This is a genomic window from Halomonas garicola, from assembly GCF_031935715.1.
GTDB lineage: Bacteria > Pseudomonadota > Gammaproteobacteria > Pseudomonadales > Halomonadaceae > Vreelandella > Vreelandella garicola.
Window position 1 is genome coordinate 120,013 of record NZ_JASSZF010000003.1, and the last position, 19,022, is coordinate 139,034.

At 65.5% G+C, this 19,022-nt stretch carries 17 protein-coding genes and 1 pseudogene; 12 read left to right on the plus strand and 6 right to left on the minus strand.

The window, feature by feature from the left end; all coding sequences use genetic code 11:
- The first annotated feature begins 35 nt into the window (after positions 1 to 35).
- Positions 36 to 869 (plus strand): hypothetical protein, encoded by an 834-nt coding sequence (locus RS027_RS02340; RefSeq protein WP_311953414.1) that lies wholly within the window; start codon positions 36 to 38, stop codon positions 867 to 869.
- Positions 866 to 1,807: a GGDEF domain-containing protein gene (locus RS027_RS02345; RefSeq protein WP_311953416.1), complete on the plus strand. Its 942-nt coding sequence runs from the start codon at positions 866 to 868 to the stop codon at positions 1,805 to 1,807. The genes RS027_RS02340 and RS027_RS02345 overlap by 4 nt, the downstream gene beginning before the upstream one ends.
- Positions 1,808 to 1,824: 17 nt before the next feature.
- On the opposite strand, the gene RS027_RS02350 is transcribed toward RS027_RS02345, so the two are convergent.
- The 3 genes from RS027_RS02350 to mpl are packed head-to-tail and all read right to left on the minus strand — an operon-like array spanning position 1,825 to position 4,485.
- A complete protein-coding gene (locus RS027_RS02350) occupies positions 1,825 to 2,448 on the minus strand; it encodes a LysE family translocator (RefSeq protein ID WP_311953419.1) in 624 nt (207 codons plus the stop codon).
- Between the two features lie 12 nt (positions 2,449 to 2,460).
- The gene (locus tag RS027_RS02355; RefSeq protein ID WP_311953423.1) at positions 2,461 to 3,090 is read right to left on the minus strand and encodes a flavin prenyltransferase UbiX; all 630 of its coding nucleotides are present in this window, start codon (positions 3,088 to 3,090) and stop codon (positions 2,461 to 2,463) included.
- Positions 3,091 to 3,096: 6 nt separating this feature from the next.
- Entirely contained in the window at positions 3,097 to 4,485 is a 1,389-nt protein-coding gene (mpl, locus tag RS027_RS02360; protein WP_311953427.1) for a UDP-N-acetylmuramate:L-alanyl-gamma-D-glutamyl-meso-diaminopimelate ligase, read from the minus strand.
- A 230-nt stretch (positions 4,486 to 4,715) separates the two neighbouring features.
- Here mpl and RS027_RS02365 point away from each other — a divergent pair, with 230 nt between their 5' ends.
- The 9 genes from RS027_RS02365 (at position 4,716) to azu (ending at position 14,219) form a co-directional block, all read left to right on the plus strand.
- Positions 4,716 to 5,108: a glutaredoxin family protein gene (locus RS027_RS02365; protein WP_311953432.1), complete on the plus strand. Its 393-nt coding sequence runs from the start codon at positions 4,716 to 4,718 to the stop codon at positions 5,106 to 5,108.
- 189 nt (positions 5,109 to 5,297) lie between these two features.
- Positions 5,298 to 6,917, plus strand: a complete 1,620-nt coding sequence (locus tag RS027_RS02370; protein WP_311953436.1) for an ABC transporter substrate-binding protein — start codon at positions 5,298 to 5,300, stop codon at positions 6,915 to 6,917.
- A 95-nt stretch (positions 6,918 to 7,012) separates the two neighbouring features.
- Positions 7,013 to 8,059, plus strand: a complete 1,047-nt coding sequence (locus tag RS027_RS02375; protein WP_311953443.1) for an ABC transporter permease — start codon at positions 7,013 to 7,015, stop codon at positions 8,057 to 8,059.
- Positions 8,056 to 9,027 (plus strand): ABC transporter permease, encoded by a 972-nt coding sequence (locus RS027_RS02380; RefSeq protein ID WP_311953447.1) that lies wholly within the window; start codon positions 8,056 to 8,058, stop codon positions 9,025 to 9,027. Before RS027_RS02375 ends, RS027_RS02380 begins: the two co-directional genes overlap by 4 nt.
- Before the next feature lie 7 nt (positions 9,028 to 9,034).
- Positions 9,035 to 10,051, plus strand: a complete 1,017-nt coding sequence (locus RS027_RS02385; protein ID WP_311953450.1) for an ABC transporter ATP-binding protein — start codon at positions 9,035 to 9,037, stop codon at positions 10,049 to 10,051.
- Complete coding sequence (locus RS027_RS02390; protein ID WP_311953453.1) at positions 10,048 to 11,121, plus strand: ABC transporter ATP-binding protein; 1,074 nt, start codon at positions 10,048 to 10,050, stop codon at positions 11,119 to 11,121. The genes RS027_RS02385 and RS027_RS02390 overlap by 4 nt, the downstream gene beginning before the upstream one ends.
- A gap of 69 nt (positions 11,122 to 11,190) precedes the next feature.
- The gene (locus RS027_RS02395) at positions 11,191 to 12,108 is read left to right on the plus strand and encodes a LysR family transcriptional regulator (RefSeq protein ID WP_311953456.1); all 918 of its coding nucleotides are present in this window, start codon (positions 11,191 to 11,193) and stop codon (positions 12,106 to 12,108) included.
- A 61-nt stretch (positions 12,109 to 12,169) separates the two neighbouring features.
- Entirely contained in the window at positions 12,170 to 13,468 is a 1,299-nt protein-coding gene (pepQ, locus tag RS027_RS02400; protein WP_311953462.1) for a Xaa-Pro dipeptidase, read from the plus strand.
- A gap of 283 nt (positions 13,469 to 13,751) precedes the next feature.
- Positions 13,752 to 14,219, plus strand: coding sequence for an azurin (gene azu / locus RS027_RS02405; RefSeq protein WP_311953468.1), 468 nt, complete (start codon positions 13,752 to 13,754; stop codon positions 14,217 to 14,219).
- Positions 14,220 to 14,392: 173 nt separating this feature from the next.
- On the opposite strand, the gene RS027_RS02410 is transcribed toward azu, so the two are convergent.
- The 3 genes and pseudogenes from RS027_RS02410 to RS027_RS02420 all read right to left on the minus strand — a co-directional run bounded on the left by RS027_RS02410 (position 14,393) and on the right by RS027_RS02420 (position 17,043).
- Positions 14,393 to 15,625 (minus strand): CynX/NimT family MFS transporter, encoded by a 1,233-nt coding sequence (locus RS027_RS02410; RefSeq protein WP_311953473.1) that lies wholly within the window; start codon positions 15,623 to 15,625, stop codon positions 14,393 to 14,395.
- A gap of 229 nt (positions 15,626 to 15,854) precedes the next feature.
- Positions 15,855 to 16,571 (minus strand): annotated as a pseudogene (locus RS027_RS02415) (cobyric acid synthase); the annotation flags it as partial.
- A gap of 4 nt (positions 16,572 to 16,575) precedes the next feature.
- The gene (locus tag RS027_RS02420) at positions 16,576 to 17,043 is read right to left on the minus strand and encodes a hypothetical protein (protein WP_311953476.1); all 468 of its coding nucleotides are present in this window, start codon (positions 17,041 to 17,043) and stop codon (positions 16,576 to 16,578) included.
- A gap of 466 nt (positions 17,044 to 17,509) precedes the next feature.
- Here RS027_RS02420 and RS027_RS02425 point away from each other — a divergent pair, with 466 nt between their 5' ends.
- On the plus strand, positions 17,510 to 18,910 hold the full coding sequence (locus tag RS027_RS02425; protein WP_311953478.1) for a trimethylamine monooxygenase: 1,401 nt from the start codon (positions 17,510 to 17,512) through the stop codon (positions 18,908 to 18,910).
- Positions 18,911 to 19,022: the final 112 nt, after the last annotated feature.

Consider the following 19,022-nt stretch of genomic DNA (forward strand, 5'->3'; position numbering starts at 1 on the left):
GCCGCCCATGCCCCAACGGTAAAGCATAAGCCACCATGCAAAACAAGTACAAAGTCCACCCCCTCCGGGCCAACCTGCTGGCGGTTGCCACCGCGCTTTTGCTGTGGACTCCGGCGGCGCCGCCGCTGGCCGCGCTGGTCATGTGGGTGTCCATCGGCTGGCTGTTTATCACCGCTTTGCTGCTCGACTTCAGCCATCGGCGCAGCCGCGGCGGACTTCCCTGGCAGCTGCTGCCCGGCGTGCTGCTGATCGGCCTCATCGCCTCCGCGCCCCAGCGCCATATGCTGCTGGTGTGGGCCTGGGTCGCGCTTTTCATGCTCCCCCAGCCCCACTGGGTGGCTACCTTCAACCTGAGCGGCATGCTGCTTGGCATGGTGCTGATTCTCCCCCACCTGGGCCTGCCCGCCTGGACGCTGATGCTGCTCAGCCTGATCGTTTTATGCCTGATCGCCACGGCCCGGGCGAACCAGCTCACGCTGATCCGCGGCGATCTCCGCCGGCGCCTGCGCCTGGTTCCCGGGGTCAACTTCTGGACACGGGAGCAGCTGCTGCTCGATCTCAAGCGCGAACGGCACCGCTGCGCGCGCGAGGCGGTGCACGGCGAGCTGGTGGTCATTCGCGTCCGGCGTCGCCAGCTGTGGCCCCTGGCGCGCCGCCTGTGCCGGCTGCTCTACGGCTTTGAAAACGCCTACCGCGTCGATGGCCGCACGCTCGCCGCGATCCTCTTCTCGCCCTCGCCTCAGGAAGGCGAAAAGCGTCGCCGGCGGCTCGCCGCCGCGCTACCGGACAATGCCCTTGGCCGGGGCATGCCCCTTGCCGACATCGAGTTCGAGTCGCTCGACCTGCACGCGCTGGCGGAAACATCATGAGCGCCCACGCCATCTCCCGCCGCCTGATGACCCTGGCCTTCGCCGCAAGCCCCGTGCTCATGGCCGCCTACGCCGCCTGGCGCTACGCCATGGGCGATTACGTCACCCTGTTCACGCCGCTCTTCATGGTGCTGGTCCTGCTGGCCGCGCTGCTGCTCCACCTGTACCGCTCGTCGTCGCCGTACCTGCCGCGCATGGTTCTGCTGCTAGCCACCTACCTGACCCTGTTCGCCGCCATCTGGCATCCGCCGGATATCTCGCCGGTATGGCTTGGGCTGCCGCTCGCCGCAACCTTTTTGCTGCTGCCGCTGTGGGCAGCGCTGGCGATCATTCTGCTGCTGGCGCCGGCGTGGTGGCTCACGCCGCTGGCAAGCGCCTCCCCCAGCTGGGTGATGGGCTTTCTGGTGACCGCGCTGCTGCTTGCCCTGCCGCGCTGGGAGCACGCCCGGCGTCGGGCGCTGCTCCGCGCTACCGACCCCTACGACGACGAGTGCGATGCCTTCCACCGCGACACCCTGAACAAGCGCCTGGTTAGCGAGCACCAGCGCGCCCTGGTGCTCGGCCGCCGCCTGGCGGTGCTGGCGATCCACCTGCCCCAGCTGGACATGGCCGGCGAGCAGTTCGGCCACCGCGCCCGGCTGGCGCTGCTGGAGACGCTGTGCCGCGAGGCGCATCGCCAGTGCCGGGACGACGACGTCCTGGGGCGGGCGTCCGCCGCGACGTTCTGGCTGGTCCTGCCCGATACCGGCGAAAGCGGCGCGCTGCTGCTGCAGGAACGGCTGACCCGGGAGCTTGCCCGCCAGGTGCTGGTGGAAACCGGCCCGCTGGAAGCGCGTATCGCCGTCTGCCTGCTGCGCCGGGGCGAAGGCATTGCGCCGTTCACCGCGCGGCTCGAGCAGCGCAGCAGGGCGCTGGCCGAGCCGCCGGAAAGGGTCTGACTCGGCAGCGCAGCACCTTAGCCCAAGGCCAGCCACAGCCCCACGCCGACCATCAGGGTGCCGGAAATACGGTTGAGCAGGCGCACCCCGGCGCCCCGGGCCAAAAGCTGGCGGAGCGTCTTGCCGCCGGTGGCGTAGAGCACCAGGCAGACAAACTCGATGGTCAAGATGACCGCCACCAGCATGGCAAGCTGGGGCCCCAGCGCCCGGCCGTCGTCGAGAAACGGCGGCAGCAGCACCATCAGAAACGCCCAGCCCTTGGGGTTGGCAATGGCGGTCATGAAGCCCTGCACGAAAAGCGTGCGCCGGGCGGCCCTGTCGCCGGCTCTGAACTCATCGGGGATCGCCATGCGCCCGCGCGAGCGCCACATCATAATGCCCAGGTACGCCAGATAGGCCCCGCCCAGCCACTTGAACAGCACAAACACTTCCGGGCTCTTGAGCATCAGCGCGGCCACGCCGGCACCCGCCGCCACGGCCACCGTGCCCACGCCCAGAAGCTCGCCGATCATCATCCACAGGGTGCGCTTCACGCCCTGGGTCATCCCCAGCACCATGGCAAGCGTCATGCACATGCCCGGCGTCAGCGACACCAGCAAAAAGGTGGGCACAAAGACCGAAAGCGTAGCGGGGGACAGCATAAAGGCTCCTGGTCAGCGCGGCGGCTCGCCGGCCTCGCCCCAGCGCGGCATCAGCGCGTGCTCGATGCCCAGCTGGTTGAGAATGCGCGCAACGATAAAGTCGATCAGGTCGTCAACGGACGCCGGGCGATGATAGAACCCCGGCGCCGCCGGCAGGATCACCACGCCAAGGCGGCTAAGCGTCAGCATGTGCTCCAGATGAATCGGGGAAAACGGGCTTTCCCGGGGCACCATGACAAGCCTCCGGCGCTCCTTGATCGCCACGTCGGCGGCGCGCTCGATAAGGTTGTTGCTGGCCCCCGTGGCCACCGCCGAGAGCGTGCCCGTGGAGCAGGGGCAGATCACCATGCTGGAAGGCGCACCGGAGCCCGAGGCCACCGGCGCCATCCAGTCTTCCCGGCCAAAGCAGCGGACTTGCCCTTCTTGCGCGCCGCTGCGCTTGGCAAGCGCCTCAGCCAGCCGCGCGGGCCCGGCGGGCAACGTGACATCGGTTTCGGTGGCGATGACCATGTGCGCGGCCTTGGAGATCATCACCCAGACTTCGTGGCCGGCCGCCACCAGCACGTCGATCAGGCGCAGCGCGTACTGGGCGCCGGAGGCCCCGGTCAGCGCTACCGTTACCGGCGGTTTGAAAGTCGTCATCACGTTTTACTCCCGATGCGCGACGGCAAGGGCGTCCAGCAGGCGCTGGTGAATGCCGCCGAAGCTGCCGTTGGACATCACCACGATGCGGTCCCCGAACGTTGCTTTGGCCACCACGGCGTCTACCAGCGCGCCCAGGTCGCTTTCCAGGCTCGCCCGCTCGCCCTGGGGCGCAATCAGCGACGCAAGCGACCAGTCGAGCCCCGGCGGCTGGTACCAGAAGGCGTGATCGGCCTGGGCGACGCTTTCGTTCAGCCGCGCCTTGAGCGCGCCCAGGCGCATGGTGTTGGAGCGCGGCTCGATCACCGCCAGCAGCCGCCCGGCGGGCGTTGCCGCGCGCAGCCCTTCAAGGGTCGCTGCAATCGCCGTGGGGTGGTGGGCAAAGTCGTCGATGACCTGGATGCCGGCCACCTCGCCGCGTACTTCCTGACGCCGCCGAGGACTTTCAAAGCGGGAAAGCGCGGCGCAGCCCCGGGCCAGATCGACGCCGCAGGCGTGGGCGGCGGCCAGCGCCGCCAGGGCGTTATAGGCGTTGTATTCGCCGGTGAGCGACCACTCGACAATGGCGTCGTCGCCGCTGTCCACGGCGTGAACCACGCGAAAGCGGCTGGCGTCGGCGTGCTCGAGCGCCAGCTGCCATTCGCCGTCGCCTTTGCCAAACCGCGCCACCGGGGTCCAGGCGCCCTGCGCAAGCACTCGCTCAAGCGCCGGCTGGCCGTCGGCTATCAGCAGCCGGCCGTTGCCCGGCACGGTGCGCACCAGGTGGTGGAACTGGCGCTCGATAGCGGCCAGATCGGGGAAAATATCCGCGTGATCAAACTCCAGGTTAGCAAGCACGGCGATCGTTGGCCGGTAGTGGACGAACTTGGAGCGCTTGTCGAAAAACGCCGTGTCGTACTCGTCGGCCTCGACCACAAAGGGCGCATCCGCTCCGCCAAGCCTTGCCGACACGCCGAAGTTGCGCGGCACCCCGCCGATCAGAAAGCCCGGCGTTTGCCCGGCGCTTTCCAGAAGCCACGAAAGCATGCTCGCCGTGGTGGTCTTGCCGTGGGTGCCGGCCACCGCTATCACCTTGCGGCCGGCGAGCACGTGCTCGCACAGCCACTGGGCGCCGGAGGTATAGGCAAGCCCGCGATTGAGCAGCGCCTCGACTTCGGGATTCCCCCGGGACAGCGCGTTGCCCACCACCACCAGATCCGGCGCAGCACCCGTGGCGGCGTCCAGGTTGTCCGCGCCGTAGCCTTCCTGCAGCGCAATGCCGGCGTTTTCCAGCTGGGTGCTCATGGGCGGATAGACGTTGGCGTCCGAGCCGCTGACCCGGTAGCCCCGCTCCCGGGCCAATAGCGCCAGGCTGCCCATGAAGGTGCCGCAGATCCCGATAATATGCAGATGCATGGTGAGCATGCTCCCTGAAGATAACCCGTGCGCGGCTGCCTTGGCTCTGCTTTCACCCCGCGCGTAAACGACTGAAAAGCCTAGCACGCCACGGCCGCGGGCTCACGGGGTGAGGTGACAAAAGCCGCCGCGTGCGTCACGATGAACGCCACTTCGGCGCAGGGCATGCGCCCGCCGGCGCTGCCTTGATATTTCCCAGCCACCACTTCCCTGCCACAAAAGGACAGCTCATGCGTATTCTGATTCGCTACTTCTTCCGCGGCGTGCGCCTGGTGCTCGCGCCGGTGATGCTCGTCTCTGAAAAGCTTTCCACGCCCAAATCCGTCGAGCGCACCGACGCCGAGCAGGCCGAGGTCGACCGCGCCTGCGACAGGCTCGCGCTCTACCAGTTTCGCACCTGCCCGTTCTGCATCAAGGTGCGCAAGGAAATGGCCCGGCTGGGGCTCGATATCGAGCGCCGCGACGCCCAGCTCGACCCCGAGCGCAAGCAAGAGCTCAAGGAAGGCGGCGGCCGGGTCAAGGTGCCCTGCCTGCGTATCGAAAACGACGACGGGGGCGCCGAGTGGCTGTACGAGTCCGACGACATCAACGCCTACCTCCACCGCCGCTTCGGCGCCGCCTGAGCCTTCACGGCCGGCGCCGCCGGCCTCCCCCTTGGCTCATTCGCCGGATGAATAGCCCCTGTCATTATTTCGATTGTGCTCCTGCCCACGCCGGCCAACAATCAGTAACGAAACGTCCATAAAGTATCCCCATAACAACCGCCCGTTATTATCCGGCACCCGCCAACAATAACCACAGGGACCTTCATCATGACCGTGACGACCAGCACTCGCACTATCGTCGGGCCGCGCGTAAAAAAGACGCTTCTGGCCACCGCCATTTCTGCCACGCTTGCCGGCGGCGCGATGTTTGCCACCGCCGCCCAGGCGGAAAACACCCTGCGCATGGCCTACGACGCCGACCCGGTGTCGCTGGACATCCACGAACAGCTCTCGGGCGGCATCATGCAGCTCTCGCACCTGCTGTTCGACCCGCTGGTGCGCTGGGACCAGTCGCTCAACTTCGAGCCGCGCCTGGCCACCGACTGGGAGCAGGTCGACGACACCACCATGCGCATGACCCTGCGCGAAGGCGTGACCTTTCACAGCGGCAACCCCTTTACCGCTAAAGATGTGGTCTGGACCATCGAGCGGCTGAAGCGCAGCCCGGACTTCAAGGCGATCTTCGACCCCATCGAAAGCGCCGAGGTCGTCGACGAGCACACCGTCGAGATCAACACGTTCAAGCCCTATCCGCTGCTGCTAAATCTGGCGACCTACCTCTTCCCCATGGACAGCGAGTTCTACTCCGGCGAGGCGCCGGACGGCGACCCCAAGGATGAAATCGTCAAGAACGGCAACTCCTACGCCTCAAGCCAGGTGTCCGGCACCGGCCCCTACACCGTCACCGAACGCCAGCAGGGCGTGCGCACCGAGTTTGCCCGCAACCCCGACTATTGGGATGAGGCCTCGCCGGGCAACGTCGACACCCTGGTGCTGACGCCGATCAGCGAAAACGCCACCCGGGTCGCCGCCCTGCTCTCCGGCGACGTCGACTTCATTGCCCCGGTGCCGCCCAACGATCTGGAGCGGGTGCGCGAAAGCGACAACGCCAAGCTGGTCACCATGTCCGGCACCCGCATTATCATGCTGCACATGAACCAGAAGCGCGTGGAGGCGTTTGAAGACCCCCGGGTGCGCAAAGCCTTTGCCTACGCCGTCAACCAGGAAGGCATCGCCGACCGCCTGATGAAAGGCTTTGCCACCCCGGCCGCGCAGATGTCTCCGGAAGGCTACGTCGGCCATGTGGACTCGCTCACGCCGCGCTACGACGTGGAAAAGGCCAAGGAGCTCATGGCGGAAGCCGGCTACGCCGACGGCTTTGACATCACCATGATGTCGCCCAACAACCGCTACGTAAACGACGCCAAGATTGCCCAGGCCGTCGCCGCGATGCTGGCGCGCATTAACGTCGATGTGGACCTTAAAACCCTGCCCAAGGCCCAGTACTGGGGCGAGTTTGACGACCGCGCCGCAGACATGATGCTGATCGGCTGGCACTCCGACACCGAGGACAGCGCCAACTTCCACGAGTACCTGACGGCCTGCCCGGACGCCGACAGCGGCGCCGGCCAGTACAACGCCGGCAACTACTGCAATCCGGAGCTCGACAAGCTGGTGGCCGACGCCAACCAGGAAATCGATCTGGAAAAGCGCGCCGAGATGCTCCAGCAGGTCGAACAGACGCTCTATGACGAGGCCGCCTTCGTGCCGCTGCACTGGCAGGATCTGGCCTGGGCATCCGCCATCAACGCCGAGATCGAGCCGGTGCTCAACGTCATGAACTTCCCCTACCTCGGGGACCTGGTGGTCAACGACGCCGCGGAGTAATTCCGCCCCGGCTCTTGCCCCCTCGTTTTACTGCCGCTTGACGACGCGCCCGCCGGGCGCGTCGCTTCCCTGTTGCCGCTACAGGACATTGCCCCATGATCGCTTTTCTGATCAAGCGTCTTTTTCATGCCCTGCTGGTGATGTTTGTCATCAGCATTATCGCCTTCGCCATCCAGGACAACCTCGGCGACCCCATCCAGCAGCTGGTGGGCCAGTCGGTGCCGGAAAGCGAGCGCGAGGCCCTGCGCGAAGAGTTCGGGCTGAACGACCCGTTCATCACCCAGTACCTGCGCTTTGCCGGCAACGCCCTGCAGTTTGATTTCGGCTACTCCTACGTCTTCAACCAGCCCACCACCCAGGTCATCGCCCGCCACCTGCCGGCGACCCTGGAGCTGGTGGCGGCGTCGACGTTTCTGATCATCGCGCTGTCGATTCCCATCGGCGTGTACAGCGCGATCAAGCCCCGGGCCTGGCTCACGCGCTTTTTCATGAGCGTCTCCATTGTGGGCATCTCGATCCCGGTGTTTCTCACCGCCATCGTGCTGATCCAGATTTTTGCCATCGGCATCAGCTGGGCGCCCTTCCCCGCGGAGACCGGCTGGGGCGCCTGGCTTAACGGCGTGCTCTCCACCGAAGGCGGCATGCCAGCCTACGGCCGCGGCGACCCGGTGCCCGTCTTCGGCCCCTGGGAGACCAACTTTGCAAGTCTCGACGGGCTCAAATACCTGGTGCTGCCGGCGATTTCGCTGGCCTCCATCATGCTGCCGCTGTTTATCCGCCTGATCCGCGCGGAAATGCTCGAAGTGCTGCAGTCCGACTACGTCAAGTTTGCCCGAGCCAAGGGTATTTCCATGCGCCGCATCTACTTTCTGCACGCGCTGAAAAACACCATGCTGCCGGTGATCACCGTGGGCGGGGTGCAGATCGGCACGCTGGTGGCTTACACCATTCTCACCGAGACGGTGTTCCAGTGGCCGGGGATGGGGCTGATGTTTCTCAACGCCATCCAGCGCTCCGACATTCCGCTGATCGTCACCTACCTGATGATCGTGGGGCTGATTTTCGTGATCACCAACACCCTGGTCGACCTGATCTACGGCCTGGTGAACCCCACCGTCAAACTCACAGGAAAGCCCGCATGAGCCAGCCGATTCCAACGCCCGAGACCCAGGCCAAGGCCCTGCCGGCGCTGCCCGGCCGCTGGGAGCGCTTTCGCGACTCCTACCTGCTGTACAGCTTCAAGCGCGACGTCATCGCCCAGCTGAGCCTGCTGACGTTCATCGCCCTGGTCGCCATTGCCGTGTTTGCCCCCTGGCTTGCGCCGATGAATCCCTACGATCTTGCCCAGATCGACATTCTCGCCTCGGAGCTTCCGCCCTTCTGGGTGGACGGCAGCGACCCGGCCTACTGGCTGGGCACCGACGCCCAGGGGCGGGACATGCTCTCGACCATCCTTTACGGCGCCCGGGTATCGCTGGTCATCGGCTTTGGCGCCGTGGCGCTGCAGGCGATCCTCGGCGTCACTTTCGGCCTCATGGCCGGCTATCTGGGCGGGCGCATCGACGCCTTTCTCATGCGCCTCGCGGATATCCAGCTGTCGTTTTCCACCCTGATGGTGGCGATCATCGTCGGCGCGCTGGTCAAGGCGGTGTTTGGCAGTGCCACCTTCAGCGCCTACGCCGTGCCGCTGCTGGTGGTGATCATCGGCCTGGCCGAATGGCCCCAGTACGCGCGCACCGTGCGCGCCTCGGTGCTCGCGGAGAAGAGCAAGGAATACGTCGACGCCGCCCGGGTGATGGGGCTCAAGAGCCGGCGGATCATGTTCCGCCACGTCTTGCCCAATACGCTGTCGCCGATTTTCGTGATTTCCACGGTGCAGATCGCCAACGCGATCATTTCCGAAGCGGCCCTTTCGTTTCTGGGGCTCGGCATGCCCGAAACGCACCCGTCGCTTGGCTCGCTGATCAAGGCCGGATTTGACTACATCCAGTCCGGCTCCTGGTGGATCACGCTCATCCCCGGGGCGGTGCTGGTGGTGCTGGTGCTGTCGATCAACCTGCTGGGCGACTGGCTGCGCGACGTGATGAACCCGCGACTTTATAAAGGCTGAGGACACTATGGCACTGCTGGAAGTCAACCACCTCGATGTCCGCTTCGCCCTGCGCAAGGGCGATGTCCACGCCCTGCGCGACATCAACTTTACCCTGGAGCGCGGCGAACGCCTGGGCATCGTCGGCGAATCCGGCGCGGGCAAGTCCGTGGCCGCCTTTTCGCTTTTGAACCTCATCGCCAAGCCCGGCTTCATCGCCGGGGGCGAGGTCAAGTTTGAAGGCAAAACGCTCAATCACATGAGCGAGCGCGGCCTGCGCAAGTTCCGCGGCAACCGCATCTCGATGATCTTTCAGGACCCGATGATGACGCTCAATCCGGTGCTCTCCATCGGCGAGCAGATGGTCGAGTCGATCAAGGCGCACCGGCGCACCGGCACCAAAGCCGCACGCAAGATTGCGCTGGATCGGCTGCGCCAGGTGCAGATCCCCTCGCCGGAAGCGCGGCTCGACCAGTACCCCCACGAGCTCTCCGGGGGCATGCGCCAGCGCGTGATCATCGCCATCGCGCTGCTCCTCGACCCTGACATCATCATCGCCGACGAGCCCACCACTGCCCTTGACGTCACCATCCAGGCGGAAATCATGGCGCTTCTGCTCAACCTGTGCGAAGAGCACAACGTGGGGCTGATCTTGATTACCCACGACCTGGGCGTGGTCAGCCAGGTGACCCAGCGCATGCTGGTGATGTACGCCGGCCGGGTGATCGAACAGGGGCCCACCCGGGAGATCATCAACGACCCCCAGCACCCCTACACCCAGGGGCTGATCAACGCCCTGCCGCAGATGGCAACGCCGGGCCAGCCGCTCAACCAGATCCGCGGCAGCATGCCCTCGCTTGACAACCTGCCTAGCGGCTGCGCCTTTCACCCGCGCTGCGACTTTATCAAGCGCTCAAGCGGCGAAGTACGCCCGGCCTGCGTGGAGCAGGTGCCGGGCTTCACCACCTCCGGCAACTGCCGGGTCGCCTGCCACATGGTCGAAGAGCTGCAGCAGGACCGCCGCCTGAAGGAGGAAGCCCAATGAGCGCCACCGCCACCCGCATTCCCGCCGTTGAGCATGCCCAGACGCCCCAGACGGCACAGCAGGGTGAAACGCTGCTGGAAATCCGCGCGCTGGAAAAGCGCTTCTCGCTCTCCGGCGACTTCCTTGAGCAGCTCAAGTTCAGGGGCGGCAAGCTCGTCCGCGAGCAGAAGTTTGTCCACGCCATCAACGGCGTCAACCTCGACATCCAGCGCGGCGAGGCGCTGTGCGTGGTGGGCGAATCCGGCTGCGGCAAATCCACCGTGGCGCGCACGGTCATGGGGCTGTTGCACCCCTCCGCCGGGGAGATCCGCTACGACGGCACGCGCATCGACAACCTCGACACCAAGGCGCTGATGCCGTTTCGCCGCCGCATGCAGATGATCTTTCAAAACCCCTACGCCTCGCTCAACCCGCGCATGACCATCCAGCAGACGCTGGAAGAGCCGGTGCGCCTGCACCATCCCGACTGGAGCCGCCAGCAGGTGGCCGACCAGGTCGAGCGGGTGATGGCCTCGGTGGGCATCGACCCGGACTGGGGCAAGCGCTTCGGCCACGAGTTTTCCGGCGGCCAGCGCCAGCGCATCGCCATTGCCCGGGCGCTGGCGGTAGACCCAGAGTTTATCGTCGCCGACGAGCCGATCTCGGCGCTGGACGTGTCCATTCAGGCCCAGGTGCTCAACCTGCTGATGGAGGCCCAGCGCGAGCGCGGGCTGACGTACCTGTTCATCACCCACGACCTCGCCGTGGTCGAGCACTTCGGCACCCGGGTGGCGGTGATGTATCTGGGCACGGTGTGCGAAATCGCCGACACCGCCACGCTGTTTGCCAAGCCCCGCCATCCCTATACCCAGGCGCTGCTCTCGGCCATACCGCGCCTGGACGACGACGGCCCCCGGCACATTCGCCTGGAGGGCGAAGTGCCCACGCCGGTGAACCTGCCGTCGGGCTGCGTGTTCCACGGCCGCTGCCCCTACGCCAACGCCCGCTGCCAGCAGGAAGTGCCGGTCCTGCAAACCCAGGATGACGGCGTGCGCGTGGCGTGTCACGCTGTGGAGGAAGGCCGCATATAAACGGCACGGTCGCAGCTCAGCGGCCGCCTTTTGCATCCGGGACGCTATTTAAGGTGGACAAGATACGCTATGGAAATTCGCTGGCTGGAAGATTTTATCGCCCTGGCCAGAACGCGGCATTTCTCCCGCGCCGCCGACGAACAGCACGTGACCCAGCCGACTTTTTCCCGACGCATCAAGCTTCTGGAAGAAGAGATGGGTGCGACCCTGATCAACCGCCAAACGCTGCCGCTGTCGCTGACCCCCGAAGGCGAAGAGTTTCTTGCCCTGTGCGAAAAAATCACCGAGGGCGTGCGCCTGACCCGGGAGCGCATCCACGACATCAGCGCCGGCCACGAGCGGCGCATCAGCGTGGCCGCCCCGCAGAGCCTGCTGGCGCACTTTCTCCCCGAGTGGCTCGCCGCCACGGGGCTTGAAGAGCGCATGCAGCCCTATCTGCGCGCCACCGGCTGGATCGCGGCGGACTATTTCAAGGCGCTCAACCGCGGCGAGTGCGACCTGGCGCTGTGCTACTGGCCCCTTGAGCGCTGCGACCTGGAGCTGGATAATACCGCCTGCCGCTACCGCACCCTGGGCCACGAGCGTCTGATACCGGTCAGCGCCCCCGCGGCCGACGGCACGCCGCGCTTTACCCTGCCGGCCAGCCGCCGGTCACCCGCGCCCTGGTTTGCCTACCCAAGGCTCGGGCTGCTGGGAGCGGCGCTACAGACGCACCTGGCGCGCCTGCCCGAGGCCCCCGGCCTTGCGGTCAAAAGCGAGAACCTCTACGCCGCCAGCATCAAGGAGCTGGTCTCCCTGGGCTACGGCGTCGGCTGGCTGCCCGAGCGCACCGTACGCCGGGCGCTAAAGACAGGCAGGCTGGTGCGCGCCGGCGATGCCCGCTGGGACGTCCCCCTGGCATTACGCCTTTACCGCCACCGGCATCATCACCACGCCGAGCTGGATGTTCTCTGGGCCGAGCTTGCCGCGACGGAGGCCTCGCGCTGATTCGCCGGCGCCGCGCTCGCTCGCCCCCGCTTTTTCCACACTCGCCCACAACGGAGCCCCCATGGCCGACACCCTTGACCGCCTGCAAAAAGACCATATCCAACGGCTACTCACGGCCTATCGCGAGCTGATGCACAAGCACGGGCTGGACGCCATCGCGCTTTACAGCGGCCACGCCCTGCCCCACTACGGCGACGACCAGTACCCCGAGTTTCAAGCCGACGGGCACTTCATGCACTGGACGGCGCTGCTCGAAGCCCAGCACAGCTGGCTGGTCATCACCCCCAACACCAAGCCGCGGCTGGTGCTGCACGCGCCCACAGACTTCTGGCACCTGACGCTGTCGCTTCCCGACGAACCCTGGGTCGGCGAGTTTGATATCGAGCTTGCAAGCGAGCCCACCGCTCCCGCGCTTCGCGGCCGGGTCGCGCTGATCGGCAACGTCGAGGCTCTCCAGGACGGCCCGGTTGCCCTGCCCCACGGCGAGGCCAACCCGCCGGCGTTGGTCCACGCGCTGGACGAGCTTCGCCTGTACAAAAGCCCCTATGAGATCGCCTGCCTGCGCGAAGCCAACCGCCTGGCCATGGCCGGCCACGAGGCCGCCCACGCAGGCTTTGCCGGCGCCGGGGCGGAGCTCGATATTCAGCTCGCCTACCTTGGCGCCAGCCGCCAGCGCGAGTCCCACGTGCCCTACGACAACATCGTCGGGCTCAACGAGCACGCCGGCGTGCTGCACTACCAGCACTACGATCTGCACGCCCCTGCCGGGCGCTACAGCCTGCTGGTCGACGCCGGGCGGCGCTTTCGCGGCTACTGCTCGGACATCACCCGCACCCATGCCGGGCCCGATGCCCCGGCGCTTTTTGCCCAGCTGATCAGCGCCATGCACGAGCTCAAGGACGCGCTGGTGGCCGATATCGCCCCGGGCGTTGACTACGCCGAGCTGCAGCTTTCCATGCACCGCCGGCTGGGCGACATCCTGGTCAGCCACGACCTCTACCGCGGCACCGCCGACGACTGCGTGGCAAGCGGGGTCACCCGGGCTTTCTGCCCTCACGGCGTGGGCCATTCGCTGGGCATCCAGGTCCACGACGTCGCCGGGCTGAAAGCCGCCGACGGCACCCCCGCCCCGGCCCCCGACGACCACCCGGCGCTGCGGCTTACCCGGACGCTTACGCCGGGCATGGTGGTCACCATCGAGCCGGGACTTTACTTCATCCCCATGCTGCTTGAGCCCCTGCGCGACACCGGCGCCCCGGTCAACTGGCCGCTGGTCGAGCAGCTCATGCCCTGCGGCGGTATACGCATCGAAGACAACGTCGCGGTGACCGATAGCGGGTTTGACAACCTCACGCCCTGAGCCACCACCGCCGGGGGAAACGCCTTGATGAGAGACGAAACGCGATAAAGCCGCTGAACTTTTCCCCCGGCGGCCAGTCTTAATCACCAGCGAGACACAGGGCGCGCTTTCTTGACAGATGCCGTCAGGCGCTCAAGAATGGAACGCGCTTTATTTACTGCTCATACACCGGACGGCAAGCAGTACGCGGCAACGCCCTCAACTCCATCGACCGTTGTCGCCGCCGTTGCGGACACTTTGCACGTCAAAACCCGCTAGCCAAAAAGAGTAAGGATCGATCAACATGAAAACATCCTGGATGCTGATTCCCGCCGCCGCTTTTGCCGCCATGGCGTTTGCTTCTCCGACCATGGCCGCCGATGAATGCGAACTGACCATCGAAGGCGATGACCAGATGCAGTTCAACAAGGACGAAATGAGCGTGCCGGCCAGCTGCGACGAAGTGACCGTCACCCTTGAGCACACCGGCGAAATGGACGTCAGCGCCATGGGCCACAACTGGGTGCTGTCCGACTCCGACGTCTATGAAGACGTGGCCAAGGACGGTATGGGCGAAGGGCTGGAAAACGACTACCTGCCCGAAGATGACGAGCGCGTCATTGCTCACACCGAGGTTGTCGGCGGCGGTGAAGAAACCAGCGTGACCTTCTCCACCGAAGGCCTGGAAGATCGCGATCTGACCTTCTTCTGCACCTTCCCGGGTCACTACGCGTCCATGAACGGCAGCTTCACCGTCACCAAGGAAGACTAAAAACGGCCAGGTGCCCGGGTATACGCCCGAGCCAACCGTTTTCGCATACGCCGGCAAGCCAACGCTTGCCGGCGTTTTTGTAGGTGCCAGATCGTGCCACCCTTCCCTACGAGGGTCATGGCAAACGCAGTGAAAGCCATCTCGGGGTTTCTCGCTACCGGCGGTCTGCTAAATCACTTAACGCCATCCCGCATTACCTGCGCGTAGCGCTTGGGGCTGAAGCGCAGCGTCACCAGCAGCATGGCCACAATGACCACGGCGAGCAGCGCCCAGGCGGCGATGAAGCTGCCGGTCATTTCGCGCAGGGTGCCGCTAATCCACGGCGACATGGCGTTGAGCATAAAGCCGAAACCCTGCATGAAGGCCGCCAGGCGCCCCGCCGCTCGGGCGTCGGGCAGGTGATCAAGCGCCAGTATCAGCCCCAGCGAGAAACACGCCCCCAGCCCAAAGCCGGCAATGGCGTTCCACAAAAGCGCCAGCGACTGCGGCATAAAGATCAGGCCCAGATATCCCGTGAGCTGAGCCGCCAGGCTTACGCCCAGCAGCCAGCGGCGGTCGGCGGTTTTTTGCCGCTGGGCCAGCATCGGCATGACCAGCGCGGCCAGCACCTGAAAGATGGTCATCCACGCCAGGAGCCGCCCGCCGGCCACCGCGCTTCGGCCCAGCTCCTGGTAATACACCGGCAGCCAGGTCACCACGCTTGAATAGCCCGCGTTGATCACCCCGAAGTACAGCGCCAGCAGCCAGGCGCGCTTTAACCGCCAGGGGCGCACGCCTTCGATGGCGGCGGTTTCAGGCGGCGGCGCGGCGCGGCGGCGAAAGATCATGAACCAGCCCGCCAGCGTCACCAGCGCCGGCACCCACCAGATCCCCACCCCCAGCTGCCAGCCGCCTATCTCGGCCAGGCGCGGGCTAACCCACGCCGAGAGCCCGCCGCCGGACATCAGCGAGGCGGAGTAAAGCCCCATCACCAGCGGCATGCGTGCGCCAAAGCGGCGCTTGACCAGCCCCGGTACCAGCGCCTGGATCAGCGCGATGCCGGCGCCGCCCAGCAGCGCCGTGGAGAGCAGCGTGGTACCCGTTCCGCTTAGCTGGCGCAGCGCGCAGGCCACGCCGATAGCGGCCAGCGAGAGCATGATGCCGCGGCTTTCGCCCAGCAGGCGCTGCAAACGGCCGCTGGCAAGCGCCACCGCGCCCATGCACAGAAAAGGCAGCGTGGTTAGCCAGGCGAGCACGCCGTAGCCCAGCCCCGTCGCGGCGCGGATATCTCCCATCAGCGGGCTTGCAGAGGCCAGCAGCGGCCGCAGGTTGAGCCCCAGCGCCATGATCAGCAAAAGCCCGCCGACAAACTGCAGCGTTTCCGTGTGGGCCGCTGTACGGCTGGCCGTATTGCCCGGTGTCGTCATCGTCGCCTCGCGGTGGTTCGGGGAAAGCCCACACTTTTAACACGCTAACGGGCGAGATTGTATACAGAAAGCAGGTTTTCCAGGACAGGGGCAGGTAGTAACGCGGTGAAGCGGCGTTTCAGGCGGACTTCAGCAGCGCCAGCACGGCGTCAATATCCAGATGCTGTTCAAGGGTACCGGCCAGACGGTCAAGCTCGCGCTCGGCGGCCTCGCCGCTTACAAGACGATAATCGGCATCGCGCATCAGCCGGGACAAATACGGCAGCGTGCCCAGTACCGGCTTTTGGGTATAGTCTTCGAGCCAGTCAAGCCCCGGCGTCAAAAGCGCCATCGCGCCGCGAAAGCGGTTGATGATAAAGCCGCGGGTGCGCGCCCGTTCGGATTCGCTGATTAACGCCAAAGTACCCACCAGCTGGGCGAACACCCCGCCGCGGTCGATATCGCCCACCAGCAGCACCGGGCAGTCCGCCGCCTCGGCAAAGCCCATATTGGCGATGTCGCCCTCGCGCAGGTTAATCTCCGCCGGGCTGCCGGCGCCTTCGGCAATGATCACGTCAAAGCGCGAAGACAGCGCCTGCCAGGCGTCCATCATGCTGTGTCGAGCCGTACGCTTGAAGGCTTGAGCGTCGGAGGCATGGTAGTTCAGCGCGTCCATGTGGCCATATAGCTGCCCGCGCAGAAACACCTCGGCGCCCCGCTCGCTTGAGGGCTTCAAAAGCACCGGATTCATGTCGCTGTGTACGCCAACGCCGGCCGCTAACGCCTGAAATGCGGTTGAGCGGCCAACCCGCCCACCGTCCACGGTGGCTTCATCGTGCTGCGCCATGTTCTGGGGCTTGAACGGCGCCACCGACACCCCCCGGCGCTTGAGCACGCGGCAAAGCCCGGCAACCACGGTGCTCTTGCCCGCATCCGACGTCGTGCCCTGGATCATCAGCGTGGTCATCATGCTACCGGTTGAGGATTTCGCGCAGAATCAGGTGGATCACCGCCTCTTCGGGGCGGTCGTAGCCGCGGCGGTCGTAATCGTCGTAGCGCCGGTACTCCTCGTCATAGCGCGATTCCCCAAGGATCTGGCGCAGCCGCGCTTCGTGTTCGCGCTCAAGGTCGCGGAAGGCGCGCTCTCGGGCGCGCTCGGAGCGAAAGCGGCGGTTTTCCAGACGGCGATAGTCGCGCTCGCGCTGACGCTCGAAGCGCTCCAGCGCGCGGCGCTGCTGACGTTTCAGCTCATGGTCACGGTGGCGCCAGCCGTTGTCTTGACGGGTGGCGCCGCTGTAGCCGTCGGTGGCGCCGGAATAGCCGTCGGTCGCGCCGCTGTAGCCGTCGTGGCGGCGGTCGGCATGGGCGCTTCCCGCGCCCAGCATCAGGGCCAGAAACGCGACCAGGGCGAAGGCCGGCAGCCGGGTGAATCCTTGCATGATCATCCTCCGTTGTGGCTCGCGCCAGCATCGTGGCACTGGCGCCAGTATACCGGCCAGCGGCATCGCCGAAACCGACAGCAGACAAAGTTCTTATTCGCTGCCACTTTCTTCCTGATGACTATCCAGCGCTGGGCAGCGGCGCTGCCATATTTGACTTGGCTATGGATTATCGCGTACTTTGATAACCAATAGTTATGGAAACCCGAGAATAACGGCTCGAAGCGCCTCACCGCGCTTCTTCCCGGCGTGCTGCCAGACGCAGCATCGCCCCCTCCTGCAAGCCTCACCATGCCTTGCATCTTGCGGTCACTTCCGTCCGGGCCGGACAGGCCTGCGATTGGCCGCGCCTGCGCGTATTTTCTGCGCGGCCGGCCGTCGGGCGTCCATGACATCCAGCCAATGCTGACACCCCCGCGCAGCGCGTTGAGCCTGCCCGGCGTCAGCCAGACCGGAGCATGATGATATGACCCAACGCGTTGCCATTATCGGCGCTGGCCCCAGCGGCCTGGCCCAGCTGCGAGCCTTCCAGTCCGCCGCCGAGCAAGACGCCGAAGCGGTCGAGCTTGTGTGCTTTGAGCGCCAAAGCGACTGGGGCGGCCAGTGGAACTACACCTGGCAGACCGGCCTTGATAACCATGGCGAACCCGTGCATAGCAGCATGTACCGCTATCTGTGGTCCAACGGCCCCAAGGAATGCCTGGAGTTTGCCGACTACAGCTTTGAAGAGCACTTCGGCAAACCCATCGCCTCCTACCCGCCCCGGGCCGTGCTCTGGGACTACATCAAGGGCCGCGTGGAAAAGGCCGACGTGCGCCGTTTCATTCGCTTTAACTGCCCGGTGCGCAACGTAAGCTTTGACGACGCCAGCGGCCTGTTTACCGTGACCGTACACGACCACAATACCGACGTGGTGGAGTCATCCACCTTTGATCACGTCATCGTTGCATCCGGGCACTTCTCCACGCCCAACAAGCCCGAGTTTGAAGGCTTTAGCGACTTCAACGGCCGGGTGCTGCACGCCCACGACTTCCGCGACGCGCTGGAATTTCACGGCAAGGACCTTTTGCTGATCGGCTCCAGCTACTCCGCCGAAGACATCGGCTCCCAGTGCTACAAGTACGGCGCGCGCAGCATTACCACCAGCTACCGCTCGGCCCCCATGGGCTTTGAGTGGCCCGAGAACTGGGAAGAAAAGCCGCTGCTGGACTACGTCTCCGGCAATACCGCGCACTTTATCGACGGCACCCGCAAGCGCGTCGACGCGATCATTCTGTGCACTGGCTACCTGCACCACTTCCCCTTCCTGCCGGACAGCCTGCGGCTGAAAACCAACAACCGCCTGTGGCCGCTGAACCTCTACCAGGGCGTGGTCTGGGAAGACAATCCCAGGATGTTCTATTTGGGCATGCAGGATCAGTGGTACACCTTCAACATGTTCGACGCCCAGGCGTGGTTCGTGCGCGACGTGATTCTCGGCCGCATCAGCCTGCCGGAAAAAGCCGCGATGCAAAGTGACAGCGCCGAGTGGCGCGCCCGGGAAGAGGCGCTCGACGACAACGAGGCGATGATCCGCTTTCAGGGCGACTACGTGCGCCGCCTGATTGAGCAGACCGACTACCCGAGCTTTGACATCGATGGCGTCAACCAGACGTTCCTCGCCTGGGAGCGCGACAAGCACGCGGGCATCATGAGCTTCCGCGACCGCTCCTACCGCTCGCTGATGACCGGCACCCAGGCCCCGGCCCACCACACCCGCTGGCTGGATGCGATGGACGACTCGCTGGAAGCCTTCCTCAACGACCCGCGGGAAGACCAGCCCGCCACGCGCAAGGCCAGGGAAAAGACCGGCGTGAAGAGCGCGTAGATAGCAAATCCTTGGCTTACTCGCACGATACTTTCTATTCGTGTCATCGCGAGCGAAGCGTGGCGATCTCCTTACCATGCCGCTGGTGAGAACCCCGAGATCGCTTCGCCAG